The organism is Streptomyces sp. NPDC002265 (genome assembly GCF_040296125.1).
GTDB lineage: Bacteria > Actinomycetota > Actinomycetes > Streptomycetales > Streptomycetaceae > Streptomyces.
The window spans coordinates 1-12,881 of the sequence record NZ_JBEOWS010000286.1; the positions used below are offsets into that span (position 1 = coordinate 1).

General features: G+C 67.7%; 12 protein-coding genes and 3 pseudogenes. 8 read left to right on the plus strand and 7 right to left on the minus strand.

Annotated elements, in window-relative coordinates:
* From ABT085_RS34900 to ABT085_RS34920, 5 genes and pseudogenes are all read left to right on the plus strand, one after another.
* Nucleotides 1-540: RNA-guided endonuclease TnpB family protein (locus tag ABT085_RS34900; RefSeq protein WP_351617308.1), on the plus strand; the 540-nt coding region annotated here is incomplete at its 5' end.
* 35 nt (nt 541-575) lie between these two features.
* Nucleotides 576-959: pseudogene (locus tag ABT085_RS34905) on the plus strand (CBS domain-containing protein); the annotation flags it as partial.
* 94 nt (nt 960-1,053) lie between these two features.
* Nucleotides 1,054-1,755, plus strand: coding sequence for a response regulator (locus ABT085_RS34910; RefSeq protein WP_351617311.1), 702 nt, complete (start codon nt 1,054-1,056; stop codon nt 1,753-1,755).
* A 410-nt stretch (nt 1,756-2,165) separates the two neighbouring features.
* Nucleotides 2,166-2,417, plus strand: coding sequence for a hypothetical protein (locus ABT085_RS34915; RefSeq protein WP_351617314.1), 252 nt, complete (start codon nt 2,166-2,168; stop codon nt 2,415-2,417).
* 6 nt (nt 2,418-2,423) lie between these two features.
* Nucleotides 2,424-4,925: a multicopper oxidase family protein gene (locus tag ABT085_RS34920; protein ID WP_351617317.1), complete on the plus strand. Its 2,502-nt coding sequence runs from the start codon at nt 2,424-2,426 to the stop codon at nt 4,923-4,925.
* A gap of 196 nt (nt 4,926-5,121) precedes the next feature.
* Here the strand turns inward: ABT085_RS34920 and ABT085_RS34925 are convergent, their stop codons facing one another.
* The 5 genes and pseudogenes from ABT085_RS34925 to ABT085_RS34940 form a co-directional block, all read right to left on the minus strand.
* Nucleotides 5,122-5,439 carry an integrase core domain-containing protein gene (locus ABT085_RS34925; RefSeq protein WP_351617320.1) on the minus strand — a complete coding sequence of 106 codons (318 nt, stop codon included), beginning with the start codon at nt 5,437-5,439 and terminating at the stop codon, nt 5,122-5,124.
* Nucleotides 5,423-6,280 (minus strand): annotated as a pseudogene (locus tag ABT085_RS34930) (IS30 family transposase); the annotation flags it as partial. The pseudogene ABT085_RS34930 and the gene ABT085_RS34925, both read right to left, overlap by 17 nt.
* Complete coding sequence (locus tag ABT085_RS46825; RefSeq protein ID WP_502982874.1) at nt 6,195-6,566, minus strand: helix-turn-helix domain-containing protein; 372 nt, start codon at nt 6,564-6,566, stop codon at nt 6,195-6,197. The gene ABT085_RS46825 and the pseudogene ABT085_RS34930, both read right to left, overlap by 86 nt.
* Nucleotides 6,511-7,476 (minus strand): IS3 family transposase, encoded by a 966-nt coding sequence (locus tag ABT085_RS34935; RefSeq protein ID WP_351617323.1) that lies wholly within the window; start codon nt 7,474-7,476, stop codon nt 6,511-6,513. The genes ABT085_RS46825 and ABT085_RS34935 overlap by 56 nt, the downstream gene beginning before the upstream one ends.
* A gap of 73 nt (nt 7,477-7,549) precedes the next feature.
* Nucleotides 7,550-7,672, minus strand: a pseudogene (locus ABT085_RS34940) (transposase); the annotation flags it as partial.
* A gap of 222 nt (nt 7,673-7,894) precedes the next feature.
* On the opposite strand from ABT085_RS34940, the gene ABT085_RS34945 reads away from it, so the two are divergent.
* Nucleotides 7,895-8,548: a zinc ribbon domain-containing protein gene (locus tag ABT085_RS34945; protein ID WP_351617336.1), complete on the plus strand. Its 654-nt coding sequence runs from the start codon at nt 7,895-7,897 to the stop codon at nt 8,546-8,548.
* On the opposite strand, the gene ABT085_RS34950 is transcribed toward ABT085_RS34945, so the two are convergent.
* Both ABT085_RS34950 and ABT085_RS34955 read right to left on the minus strand, forming a co-directional pair.
* Nucleotides 8,466-9,566 carry a transposase family protein gene (locus ABT085_RS34950; RefSeq protein WP_351617326.1) on the minus strand — a complete coding sequence of 367 codons (1,101 nt, stop codon included), beginning with the start codon at nt 9,564-9,566 and terminating at the stop codon, nt 8,466-8,468. The two genes, ABT085_RS34945 and ABT085_RS34950, sit on opposite strands and share 83 nt — an antisense overlap.
* A 75-nt stretch (nt 9,567-9,641) precedes the next feature.
* Complete coding sequence (locus ABT085_RS34955; RefSeq protein ID WP_059203638.1) at nt 9,642-10,019, minus strand: nuclear transport factor 2 family protein; 378 nt, start codon at nt 10,017-10,019, stop codon at nt 9,642-9,644.
* A 375-nt stretch (nt 10,020-10,394) separates the two neighbouring features.
* Here ABT085_RS34955 and ABT085_RS34960 point away from each other — a divergent pair, with 375 nt between their 5' ends.
* Together ABT085_RS34960 and ABT085_RS34965 are read left to right on the plus strand one after the other, a co-directional pair.
* Nucleotides 10,395-11,315 (plus strand): septum formation family protein, encoded by a 921-nt coding sequence (locus ABT085_RS34960; RefSeq protein ID WP_351617330.1) that lies wholly within the window; start codon nt 10,395-10,397, stop codon nt 11,313-11,315.
* A 357-nt stretch (nt 11,316-11,672) separates the two neighbouring features.
* Nucleotides 11,673-12,278, plus strand: a complete 606-nt coding sequence (locus ABT085_RS34965; RefSeq protein ID WP_351617333.1) for a LuxR C-terminal-related transcriptional regulator — start codon at nt 11,673-11,675, stop codon at nt 12,276-12,278.
* The last annotated feature ends 603 nt before the right edge of the window (nt 12,279-12,881 follow it).

Consider the following 12,881-nt stretch of genomic DNA (forward strand, 5'->3'; position numbering starts at 1 on the left):
AACCGGGCCAAGGCCCGCATCAAGGTCGCACGCCAGCACGCCAAGGTGGCCGACCGGCGCCGGGACTTCCACCACCAGGCATCCACACAGATCATTCGCGACCAAGCGGTGTACGTGGAAGACCTCGCGGTGTCCGGCCTCGGCCGTACCCGGCTCGCCAAGTCCGTGCACGACGCGGGACGGTCCGCGTTCGTCGGCATGCTGGAGTACAAGGCGGCCCTGCACGGCCGCACCTTCGCCAAGGTTGACCGCGCCTTCCCGTCCTCCCAGCTCTGCTCGGCCTGCGGATTCAGGGACGGCCCCAAGCCCCTGCACGTCCGAAAATGGACGTGCAGCGCATGCCACGCCGGGCACGACCGCGACCACAACGCAGCACGCAACATCCTCTTCGAAGGACGCCGAACCGTCGCCACCGGACGGGTGGAGACGCCAAACGCCCGTGGAGCGCCGGCAAGACGGGCACACGTGCCCGCACAGCGCGGTGAAGCAGGAAGCCCCCGGAAGGGTCAGACGACCCAGGCCGGAATCCCTGGACTTTAGGCCAGGGAGCACGTCAACGCGGAGGAACTCATGACCTGACCTCCCCCGCCCTCACCGTCCGCCCGGACACCACGCTCGCCCAGGCCGCCCGCACCATGGCCCGGGCCAAGGTCAAGCGGCTCCCCGTGGTCGACGCCGTGGGCCTGCTCGAAGGCATCGTCAGCCGCGCCGACCTGCTCAAGGTCTTCCTCCGCGCCGACGAGGAGATCACCGAGGAGGTACGGCGTGAGATCGTTTCCTACCTGTTCCCCACACCGGAGTCCAGCGTGGGCGTGGACGTGCACAACGGCGTCGTGAAGCTCACCGGCCGCGTCCGGGACACGTCGCTGGTGCCGGTGGCAGCCCGGCTGGTCCGCGCCGTCGAAGGCGTCGTGGACGTGGACTTCGACCTCGCACGGACGCCGCCCGTGCAGGAGTAGGGCCGGTCGGCCCTGGTGAATTCGGTCCCGGCGCGTGATGATCGGAATCACAGACAGGTCGCAGTCTGTCCTCCGCCGGGAACGAGGGGTCACCATGCCGGAGCCACGCACCTTCAGCGAGCAGAACCCGATCCGGGTGTTTCTGCTGGACGACCACGAGGTCGTCCGCCGCGGCCTGGCCGACCTGCTCGACTCCGAACCCGACATCTCGGTGGTCGGCGACGCCGGCACCGTCGACCACGCCCTCGCACGAGGCCTCGCACTGCGCCCCGACGTCGCCGTCCTCGACGTACGCCTGCCGGACGGCGACGGTATCTCGGTCTGCCGGGAACTGCGCAGCCAGATGCCGGAGCTGGCCTGTCTGATGCTCACCTCGTTCGACGACGAGGAGGCCCTGCTCGACGCGATCATGGCCGGCGCCTCGGGCTACGTCCTCAAGCAGATCAAGGGGTCCGACCTCGTCTCTGCGGTACGCACGGTGGCCTCGGGCCAGTCGATGCTGGACCCCGCGACCACCGCCCGCCTCATGCGCTCACTCCGAGCCGAACCCGCGGAGACCCCTTCCGTGCCGTCCGAGCTGGCGAGCCTGTCACCGCGGGAGAGGGACATCCTGGCGCTGATTGGCGAGGGGCTGACCAACCGCGACATCGGCAAGAAGCTCTACCTGTCCGAGAAAACCGTCAAGAACCACATCTCCCGCCTCCTGGCCAAACTGGGCGTGCAGCGGCGGGTCCAGGCCGCCGTCCTCGCCTCCCATCTGGAGCAGCCGGGGGCGGGCGAACACAGGGCCAAGTGACAAGGCCGGCCCGTCGGGACCGCGCGACGGACCGGACGGCACCTGTCTCGGCGCGCCCTCACCGGCGAACCGGCAGGGATGCCGCCATGACCACCGGTCAGAACCTCGTTCCCCACTGCTCGACGCACTCAGCACGTAGTGTTCGGTGCGGGAGCGGCCATCGGTGTTCTGGGCGGGATGCTCGGTCTGGGCGGCGCGGAGTTCCGCCTGCCGCTGCTGATCGGCCTGTTCGGATTCGGGGCGCTCTCCGCGGTCATCCTGAACAAGGCGATGAGCCTGGTCGTGGTCACGGTCGCTTTACCCGCCCACCTGGCAGCGGTGTCGCCCTCCGAAGTGGCCGCGCACTGGCACGGTCAACCTGCTGGCCGGGAGCGCTGGGCGCCTGGGCCGGAGCGTCCTGGGCGGTATGGATGCGCAGCTCCACCCTGTACAAGGTGCTGGCGGCACTGATGGTGCTCACGGCCGCAGCCCTGCTGGTCACCCACACAACCGCCCTGGGGACGCTCGCGCTGCCGCTGTCGGCGCAAGTGCCCTGCGGGGTCGTGGCTGGGTTCGGCATCGGCGTGGTCGCCGCGATCATGAGCGTGGCCGGAGGCGAGCTGCTGATCCCGACGATCGTGCTGCTGTTCGCGGTGGACATCAAGACGGCGGGGAGCCTGTGACTGCTGGTGTCGTTGCCGACCATGCTGGTGGCCTGCGGTCGTGACGGCAGCTTCGCAGTGCTGGGCGCCAACCCCCGCTTCACCCTGGCCATGGCCGGCGGCTCGATCATCGGCGCGGTACTCGGCGGGCTGCTCCTCGGCGTGTTCCCGAACCTTGTGCCCGTCCACACACTGGCCGTGATCCTGCTCGTCTCCGCCATCAAGCTCGCTCGCCACCACTGCCCGCGACAACGGGTACGCCGCGGTGACGTCCGACGCCGAGGAGTCGTCCTCCATGGACGTCGCTGCGTTGCCCAGGCCGATGGCGGTGGTGGGCTGGGGGGGGGCGGGCGATGGCGGAGCGCATGCCAACGGCAACCGGGTGCGCCGGGGGCCCGCGAAGCACCACACGACGCCCAGATCCGATATCTGACGACACGCCAGACAAGTCCCTCTATCCATTGTGTGCGCCACATAACATCCCGTGAGGAAATGATCGACGCCCGCGGGCTGCAGAAGGCGAGAGAAATGATTGCACGAAGAGGCGTGCTCGTAGCCGGGGCCGTTGGCGGGACGGCCCTGGTCGTTCCAACATCTAATGGGGCGGTGGCACTCCCGAATGGGACCGTGGTGGCCCCGAGTGCCGGATCTGCCGGCAAAGTCCCAGTCCCCACCCTGGACCCCACAACCATCCCGAAATACGTCACCGACCTGGTGATCCCGCCGGTGATGCCGATGGCTCGCCACTCGCAGCGGCACGACATCGACACGTACGTCATCGGCGTCCGACAGTTCAGCCAGCAGGTATTGCCGCCCACTTTGCCGTCCACCACCGTGTGGGGATACGGCTCGCTCGGGGACAACAAAACCTTCAACTATCCGTCGTTCACCATCGAGGCCAAGGTCGATCGGCCTGTCCGGGTCACCTGGGTGAACGATCTCGTCGACGACCAGGGCCGTTTCCTCCCACACTTGCTGACGGTCGACCCCACCTTGCACTGGGCGAACCCGCCCGGCGGCAATGCCGGGCGCGATTCCCGGCCGACGTTCACCGAGACGCCGCCTCCGTATGGTGGACCCGTGCCGATCGTCACTCACCTGCACGGTGGGCATTCCACCGAGGAGAGCGACGGCTACGCCGAAGCGTGGTACCTGCCACGCGCGAACAACATTCCTCCTGGATTCGCCACCGTGGGCTCGTTCTACAATGAGTTCCGGGAGGAGTTCGCCGATGCGCACGGCCTGAAGTGGGAGCCGGGTACCGCGACCTTCCAGTACGCCAACCGCCAGCGGGCGGCGACTATCTGGTTCCACGATCACACCCTGGGTATGACCCGGCTCAACGTGTACGCCGGGCCAGCCGGGTTCTATCTGCTGCGCGGCGGCGAGTGTGATCTGCCCAAGGGGGTTCTGCCCGGGCCGGCGCCCGCTTTCGGCGATCCACCGGGCACGCGTTACCACGAGATCCCCCTGGCCATCCAGGACCGCTCGTTCAACTCAGACGGCTCGCTGTTCTACCCCACGAGCCGGGAATTCTTCGACGGGTTCCCGGGGCCGTACATTCCCACCACCGATGTATCGCCCTACTGGAACCCCGAATTCTTCGCCAACACCATGGTGGTCAACGGTCGGACATGGCCGAAGCTCGAGGTCGAGCCGCGCCGCTACAGGCTGCGCTTCCTCAACGGATGCAATGCCCGGTTCCTGATCCTGAAGATCGCGGACAATCCGACTGCCCGGCCGGCCCAGTCGGCTGTACCGTTCTGGCAGATCGGCAACGAGGGCGGGTTCCTGCCCGCACCGGTGCAGCTGGAGCAGCTGCTGTTGGCCAACGCGGAGCGGGCCGACGTCATCGTCGACTTCACCGGGATCCCGGAAGGCACCGAGCTGTACCTCATCAACGAGGGACCGGATGCGCCCTTCGGTGGCCGGGGCGTTCCCTTCGACGCGGCGGATCCGGACACTACCGGGCAGGTGATGAAATTCGTGGTCGGCCCGCTGGTGAGCAAGGACAAGAGCGTCCCGCCGCGCAAGCTCAAGTTGCCCAAGATCAGGCCACTCGGCTCGGCGAGCGTCACCCGCCGGCTCTCCCTCAACGAGGTCACCTCAACCAACGTCCCCCCAGTGCCGCCTGACACACCGGTCGAGACCTTGCTCGGCACGGTCGACTCCGCCGGCAATCCGGTGCTGCTCGGCTGGGCCGACCCGGTCACGGAGAACCCGAGGCTGAACGCGACCGAAACATGGGAGCTGTACAACTTCACTGCAGACGCCCACCCGATCCACATCCACGAGGTGGCGTTCGAGGTGGTGAACCGGCAACCCTTCAATGGGCCACCCGTTCCGCCGGAGAGCTGGGAACGTGGCTTCAAAGACACCGTGATCGCCTATCCGGGAGAAATCACCCGGGTGAAGGCAACGTTCGACCACCCTGGTCGCTTCGTCTGGCACTGTCACATCGTCGAGCACGAGGACAACGAGATGATGCGGCCGTACCAAATCGGAGGCAAGCACAAGAAGAACCACTGACACGTCTGTGCCTGTGGTCGGTCGCAGCAGTCGGGCCGCCACGGAGGCGGTGTCCGCGTACAGCTACGGCCCGTGATAAAGAAGGGGCTTACGGCGACGTGGTGGCCTGATCAACTTCGTTTGGCCTCCTGTGTGTCCACCATCACGACGGAGGGCCATTGGGCCTTCCCCCGTGATGGTGGACACGCTTCGTTGATCACGCGGCGAGCGTGAGCTTAGCCGCGTGGTGTCGGCGTTCGTATTCGTTGGGGCTGAACTGGCCGTTGGCGGAGTGTCGGCGGCGGGTGTTGTAGCGGGTCAGCCAGGCGAAGACCTTGTTCCTGCAGGTGAGCGGGTCGCCGTAGTCGCGGGCGCCCTGGAGCGTCTCGTGTTTGAGGGACGCGTGGAAACTCTCGCAGGCCGCGTTGTCCGCGCTGCTGCCGACCGCGCCCATTGACCGGGTGACCTCGAGCTGGTCGCAGAGGTCGGCGAAGGCCCGGGAGCCGTATTGCCTGGATTCAACCGGTCGTTGCAACACCGGCTTGCTGGAGCGAGAGTAGCTGCGCGTTGAACGCCTCCGCGGGGGTCCTCCAGCCAAGTGTCTTGCGGGGCCTGGTGTTCAGCGCGTGAGCAACGGCTGCGATTTCTTCGGCGGACCAGCGCGAGAGGTCGGTGCCCTTCGGGAAGTACTGGCGCAGGAGTCCGTTCGTGTTCTCGTTCGTGTTCTCGTTCGTGCCTCGCTGCCATGGGCTGTGCGGATCGGCGAAGAACACGGGGATACCGGTCTCGACCCTGAACTGCGTGTGTGCCGACATTTCCTTGCCGCGGTCCCAGGTCAGCGACCGCGTCAGCTGCTCGGGGAGCATCGACATCGTGTTGGCCAGTGCCTTCTTCATGGATATCGCCCCGTAGCCGGCCAGTGCAGGGCCGTTCTTCGTCCGGGGGATCCTGTCGTATCCCTCTTCGCGGGGCAGATGGACCAGCATCGTGAACCGGGTCGACCGCTCGACAACCGTGCCGATCGCGGAACGCTCCAGCCCGGTGATCAAATCCCCTTCCCCGTGGCCGGGGACAGCCCGGTCCTCAACCTCGGCGGGCCTCTCGCTGATGAGCGCTTCCGGCGTGACGTGCGCCCAGGTCTTGCGCCGTGAACGCGCCCGCGGCGCACGCAGAGCACGACCGGTCCGAAGACACAGGATGAGCTCGCGTTTCAGCGCCCCGCGGCCCTGGATGTAGAGACCCTGGTAGATCGCCTCGTGGCTGATGCGCATGGACTCATCATCCGGGAAATCAACCTTGATCCGGTTCGCGATCTGCTCGGGACTCCATGCCCGAACCCACGCACGATCCTTGCGATACGGCTTGTTGCGCCCCCTCCACGGACCCGTCACCGGTCCCGCGACAGGCATCCCGCCAGCCGTGGTGATCTGACCGGACAAGCCTCTCCTGGACATAAGCGCGCAACCTCGCATGGGCGACCAGCTTCGCCGTCTTCGGACGCCGGGCCGCCATGTCTGCTTTCCACTGCGCCACCGACGCCCGGTAGTCGAGCTGCCCACTTCGTGTGGCGGCATTGCGTCGCAGCTGGCGGGAGATCGTGCCTGGATCACGGCCGACGTCTCGAGCGATCGCGCGCACGCCCTTGCCCTGGGCCCTGAGCAACGCGATCTCCTCTCGCGCGGAAAGCGACAGGTACCTGCCCGAAGGCGGCTTCGCATCGAACGGTCGCATGCCGCCACACTGGCGGTACCAGCGCGTCGCGACCGCCGGCGCCACGCCGATGACGGCGGCGGCCTCCTCGGCGAGAAGGCCCTTGGCGATCTCCGTCCAGAATGCCGCCTCGACATGACGCTGATACTTCGGATGCCCCGGAGACCTCAACTTCGGACGCACCGCCCGGTCCCCTGCCTGCTGACGACGCACCATCCAACACCTCCACACGTACGAGGTGTTGCGACGACCAATTGAATCCGCCCTCCGATCCGCGGTCGGTGTGGTGGATGAGCTCGCCAGGGGCGACTTCGCGGCTGGCCAGGGCGTATTCGAGCGTGGTCAGGACCAGGTCGGCGTCGGCGCGGCCTGAGGTTTCCCAGGCCACGACCCGGCGGGAGAACGCGTCGCGGATCGCGGACAGCCACAGCGGGCCCTCCTCGGTCGCGATCATGGTCAGATCGGTGACCCACAGGCGGTTCGGCCCGTTCGCGGTGAAGTCGCGTTGCACCAGGTCAGGGGCAAGGTCGGCGTCTGGGGCCCGGCGGGTGAAGCCCTTGCCCGCCCGGCGTGGGCTGATACCGGCGAGGCCGGCCTGGCGCATGAGCCGCTCGACACGCTTGCGGCCGACGTGGACGCCCTCACGCTTGAGGACGGCATGCACGCGGGGTGAGCCGTAGATCCCGCCGGAATGGGCGTGGACCTGCCGGATCATGCCCGTCAGTTCGGCGTCCTGGCGGTGCCGCTCGCATAGCTCCTTCTCGGCCTGGCGCCAGCGGTAGTAGGTGGATGAGGGGATGGAAAGTTCCCGGAGTACGGGCTCGACCCCCAGGTGCGGGTGCGCGTCGAGGAGCGCGGTCACCTGGGCCGGGTCGGGTCGGGCTGGACCGCGAAAAAGCCGAGGCCGTCCGCAGGACCTCGTTCGCCCGTCGCAGTTCCCGCACCTCGCGTCGCAGCTGAGCCAGCTCGTCCTTCTCCTCGGTGGTGAGCATGTCGTTCCGTTCGCCGGCATCGGCCTCGGCCTGGCGGATCCAGTTGCGCAGGGCCTCGTGGTGCACACCGAGCTCCTAGGCCATGCGGCGGATCACGGGCTTCGGCTCGGCGGTCCGGTACATCCGGACCGCACGCTCACGCAACTCCAGCGGGTACTTCCTCGGTGCAGGCATCGTCTGGGCTTCTCTCAGGGCACCCATCTGACCCTCTGTCACCTCTTCCCGCATCTCGGGGGAACCTCAAACACCCGTATGTCCCAGACCATGCGCGGGCAGATCGCCGACCGTATGCGGCACCTCGCCGCCGAGGCCGGCGTCGCCGTGGTCACCGTGCCGCCGGCGAACGCCTCCAAGCACTGTCCGCACTGCCTCACCCCGCTGCGACACCGCAAGTCCCCCGGCCGGCCCACCATCCCGGGCTGGAAGTGGGCCATCTGCCCGTCCTGCCGATGGCAGGACGACCGTGACCAGGGCGCATGGCAGCGGATCGTCGCGCGTGGGCTCGCCCACCAGACCAAGACCGTCGTGGACAAGACCAGCAGCGCCATGGTGATCCGCAAGGTCGTGGACAAGATCGAAGCCGGGGCGGTCATCACGGCCGCACCGAAGACCAGCCGGAAAGACCGGTCCAAGACCGGCCCTACCCGGCCGCGTTCCAACCGTCCCGCGCCCGGGCGACGCGGGATTCCCTCCCCGGCCCGGCCCTCGGGCCCGGCCGGAAAGCGTCCGGAGGGACACGCACCAACGGACCGGACCCAGCTGCCCCGCGCAGCCCACCGGCACCAGGGCACGACCGCGATCAGCACACCCACCACCGGCCACGCGGAGCAGCACTCGGCGCGGGATTCCATCTCAACGCTCACGCCACCCCGCCCAGGTGGGCAGAACCCACGCCGAACCCTACGGTTCGCATGGGATCGCTTACGACCTCGGGGAAAATAGAGGTCGGGACGTGCTGGCCTGGCGGTTCGGCTGGTGTGTGATCAGCAGGTGCTGTTGCGGACGAGGACGAGTTCGGTGCTTGTTCGGCGTCGGTGGGGCGCTGCGCGGACCGGTCGGAGACCAGCCCGGCGATCGCCAGATGTGTCTCGGCGTAGATTTCACGGCGTCCGGTGAAGCGCCGCAGAGGTGCCCACTGCCGAAGCTCGGCGTTGGTGTGCTCGACGCAGATCCGGGCCGAGGACTGGCGCCGCCGCGCTTCGCTCCAGGCCCGCTTGTCGCCGTCGCACGCGTCGTCCTTCGGCTTCTTCGGCAGGGCGGTGACCTGTTCGGGGAACTCCTTGGCCAGTCCTGCATACCCGGCATCGGCCTGGGACTTCACCGATGGATGGAGGCGGAGTTGTTCGGCGATGCCCTCGGTGCGTACGGCACTCTGGTCGTGCATCCGGCCGGAGCGCACGACCCCGGACAGCAGGATGCGGCCCTGCCCGTCGCTGAATGTGGTGGTCTTGACCGTGTTCTGGCGGCACTTGCCCGAGACGAAGGCTCGGCGCCCGGGTCGGCCCGCCTGGGGGCACCTGACCTGGGTCTCGGCGCCATCGAGTCGAGGCTCGATGCCTTCGGCCTCGGCGTAGGCAAAGAGCTCCTCCAGTGTCCGCAGTCTCATTCCGGGCCGGTCGGGCACTGCGAAGCCGCGGGCCGCGAGCAACGGACGGACCTGTCGGATCGCCGTCGAAACGGTCGAGCGGTCGACGTCGTACAGCTCGGCCAGGACCTCGTGCGGCAGCTGATGGCGCAGGTGTACCAGGGTGAGCAGCAGTCGGTCGCAGAAGACCAGCTTCGGCTTGCACCCGGCACCGGCCGCCTTGCGGCGTTCACCGCCTCTGGCTTCGCGAAGTCCGGACTGACGTGCCGCCTCCCACGGGGCGGCGAGTTCGGCGAACAACTCGCCGAAGTGTGCGCGGGAGACACCGGACAGGGCCGGATGGGAAAAGGCCGCGCGGGCCCAGGTCAGCTTCACAACTCACCCAACCCGCACGGCCCTTCTCATGTCACGGCCAAATCAGCCGGAACGTCGCCGCGAGCGGCAGCCGCTTCACATGGGTTCAACCAGAGCCGCCCGCCACTCCGGGCGCGGATCAGCCCCAACACTCGTCCAGTACTCCCGGCCACGCACGATCCGTCCCTGCTGGACGGTCCAGAATGAGGCCGCGCGGAACACACCGAACTCGTCATGCGGTACCTCGACCTCGGAGACGACCTCGTTGCCGTCAGCCACGATCCGCAGTACCCGAATCGACCAGCCCCCCGGGTATTCGCTGTTCACCGCGACGAAGTTCTTGTTGCCGACGATGCGCTCCGCGCTGATCGGCCACTCGACCACGACGTCCTCCGCGACCAAGTCGGCGACAGCTGACCAATCGCGCGCCTGGATCCGATCCCACAATGCCTCGACCACTCCTGAAGAGTCCATGGGGGGCACCCTTCCACGGGTCACTGACATCCTGGCCCTGGGGCCCCGGGTGGCCTGGCACGCCGACCCCCAAGCAGCAACCCCCCTCACTGCCGCTGATAGATCCCAAGGTCGTTAGCTGATCAGAGACGCTGCGTTGCAAGGTGGTGGCGATGGCGCGCCGGGGCTGGCCGGAACCTCGAGTCGAGGCCCTCGACGGCGTCTGCGACCCTGCAGGGAATGACGGACATGCGCGGCGTCCAGGCCCCGGCGTGCCGAAGGCTCGCCGGGGCCGGATCAGGCGGGGGTCATGTGCGCACTGGGGTGTCAGAGATGCCTGGTGGTGTGCGAGGATCCGGCTCCGCATACACGTTTGCCGAGGTCGACCGGAGACCCATGTCCGCCATGCCGCTGCCCACGCCGTCTGAGCCCGGCTCCAAGCGCCCCTATAAGGGTCGGGGACTGGCGACCGTGGGTGTGCTGGCGCTCGGTGGGGTCGTGCTGGCGATGAGCCTGATCACCAGGGCAATCTCCGGTGACGCCGACGAAAATCCGGACAAGCGGATGTCCGGCGCAGGCGACGGGTCGGCCGTGAGCCTCGCGGTGGGCGACTGCTTCACCAGCTCGCAGCACAATGAGGTCCACTCCGCGGTACCCGTGTCGTGCTCCCGGCCACACGACGGCGAAGTGTTCGCCACGGTCCCTCTCACCGGGTCCAGCGGCGCCGACGATGTCCTCGCAAAGCAGTCGTACCACCAGTGCAGCGATCGGCTTACCGACTACGTCATGGACGATTGGTCCTTGCCCCACACGACGGGCATCAACTACTACTACCCGACCCGTGGGGTTCAGCAGTCGGGCAACAGGACCACCGCCTGCTTTACGGCCGACACGAACGGCCGGACCACTGGCAGCGTACGCCTGCAGGAGACCAGCCTGGCAGCAGACCAGCTTGCCTTCCTCAGGCTGGAGCTGGCTTCCGCGCGCGTCTTCAAGGCCTATCCGCACCTGGGCGGCACGGCTGCCAATCGTGCCTGGGCTGCAAGAACAGCGGCTGCCCTGGATCATGAAGCAGACGGCCTCGAAGCCGCCCACTGGTCGGCCGGTGCGAGGCCCAAGGTCACCGTCTACTCCGGGGAGCTTCGAAGGAGCGCCGAGCTGTGGCGCAAGGCCGTGGCGGCACGTTCTGACAACGGCTACTGGGCCCATTCCGACGACGCCTGGAACCGACCTTCCTACAAGTACCAGCGGGACGTCCGGAAGGCTCTGGGACTGGCTTCGGATCTCCCCGCCACCTCCTTCGGGCCACCGTTCTAGGTTCGACACGCCCCTGGGTCGCTGATCGAGCCCGCTTGATCGAGCCGTCTGTCGAACCGAAGCGCCCTCAGCACAATTCAGTGCGTTCGGGCGCACGGTGGAAGCGCTGACCGGCCCCATCCTGTCGGGTAGCTGCCCGGCGTGGATGGCTGCTCATCGATCCCTTCCACCGGATGCCGTCAAGGCATGGCGGATCCTCGCCAGGCTCCGCGCCGGCCCCGACCGCGTCACCGCCCGCCCTGCCCGTAGGAGGCGGGAAGACCTCCCTCACGTCTGGTTCAGGAATGTGCCCGGAGCCCGTCGAGTGGACGGCCGCCGATCACGCCCGGGCTGGGAACACGGCGGCCGCGCTGGACCGTGAGGCCTGATCGATGCGCGTGCTGGTTTCCAGTCCGTGGTCGCGTAGCCGCCGGTCGCGGCTACGCGGGGCTTTCGGGTTCCAGGGACGGAAGGCTGCTCGCGGAGGCCGGCTGCGAGGTCGTGGCCACCGCTGACAACACCGCCACGCTGATGCACAAGCTGGACTCCGCCGTGGCCGACGCGGTGATCGTGGACATCAAAATGCCGCCGACTTATACGGACGAGGGCCTTGTCGCGGCCCGCAAGCTGCGCTCCATGTATCCGTCCGTCGGCGTGCTCGTCCTGTCGCAGTACCTCGAGGCGCACTACGCCATGCGTCTGATCAGCGACGCGCCCGAACACCTCGGGTACCTCCTCAAGGAGCGCGTGTCGGACGTCTCACTGATCGTCGACGCATTGCGCCGCGTCGTCGAGGGCGAGTGTGTCATCGACCACACGATCGTGACCACGCGGATGCGGCGGCCACGCGGCCCAGGCCCCCTCGCGGGGGTCTCCGCGAGGGAGCTCCAGGTGTTGGCGCTCATGGCCGAGGGGCGTTCGAACGCAGCCATCGCCGGAAAGCTGTCGATGAGTCCCAAGACGTTGGAGGCCCATGTCCGGTAGATCTTTCAGAAACTGAACCTGCCTCAGTCACCGGACGACCACCGACGTGTGCTCGCCGTCCTGAAGTACCTTCGGGCCACGCGCTAGCACTCCAGTCTGACTTTCGCGTTTCCGCAGGTCTGCGACTCAGCGCACCTTCGGTGCGCGCTGGGGGCGTGGTAAATGCCGTGGCGTGCGTCGGGTGTGCCTCTGTCTGCATCTGACGTGGGCTGATGCCGGTTGGAGATGATGGAGGGGTTCGTTCCGACCGAGACCGATGCCTCAGTGATGCTGGTGAGCTCGCAGGTCAGCGTGGTACTGATGGCCGTCCACGGGAACCGCGGGATATTGCCCACCTGTCCACGCTGACCGAACTATTCGAACACGGCCGCTACACAGCGAGGGGCGTAACGGGCCAGCTGACGGCGATCCGGCGGGACCGGCCGCAGCACTCCGTGTACGAACTGCGGCACTCCGGCCGTCCGCCACCTGAGAGTGCGTCCGTCTCCTGCCATCGGACAACCGTCCGGGCCCGGTAGGCTGATTCCAGGTGGCGGAGGAGGACGTACGGCGTGCTGTGGAACGGGATCGACTTCACCGTGGACGGTCGACAACCCGTATCGG

Coding starts and splice junctions, on each gene's coding strand:
- ABT085_RS34910 (WP_351617311.1), top strand. CDS start 1,054: ATGCCGGAGCCACGCACCTTCAGCGAGCAGAACCCGATCCGGGTGTTT.
- ABT085_RS34915 (WP_351617314.1), top strand. CDS start 2,166: ATGCGCAGCTCCACCCTGTACAAGGTGCTGGCGGCACTGATGGTGCTC.
- ABT085_RS34955 (WP_059203638.1), bottom strand. CDS start 10,019: ATGGACTCTTCAGGAGTGGTCGAGGCATTGTGGGATCGGATCCAGGCG.
- ABT085_RS34960 (WP_351617330.1), top strand. CDS start 10,395: ATGTCCGCCATGCCGCTGCCCACGCCGTCTGAGCCCGGCTCCAAGCGC.
- ABT085_RS34945 (WP_351617336.1), top strand. CDS start 7,895: ATGCGGCACCTCGCCGCCGAGGCCGGCGTCGCCGTGGTCACCGTGCCG.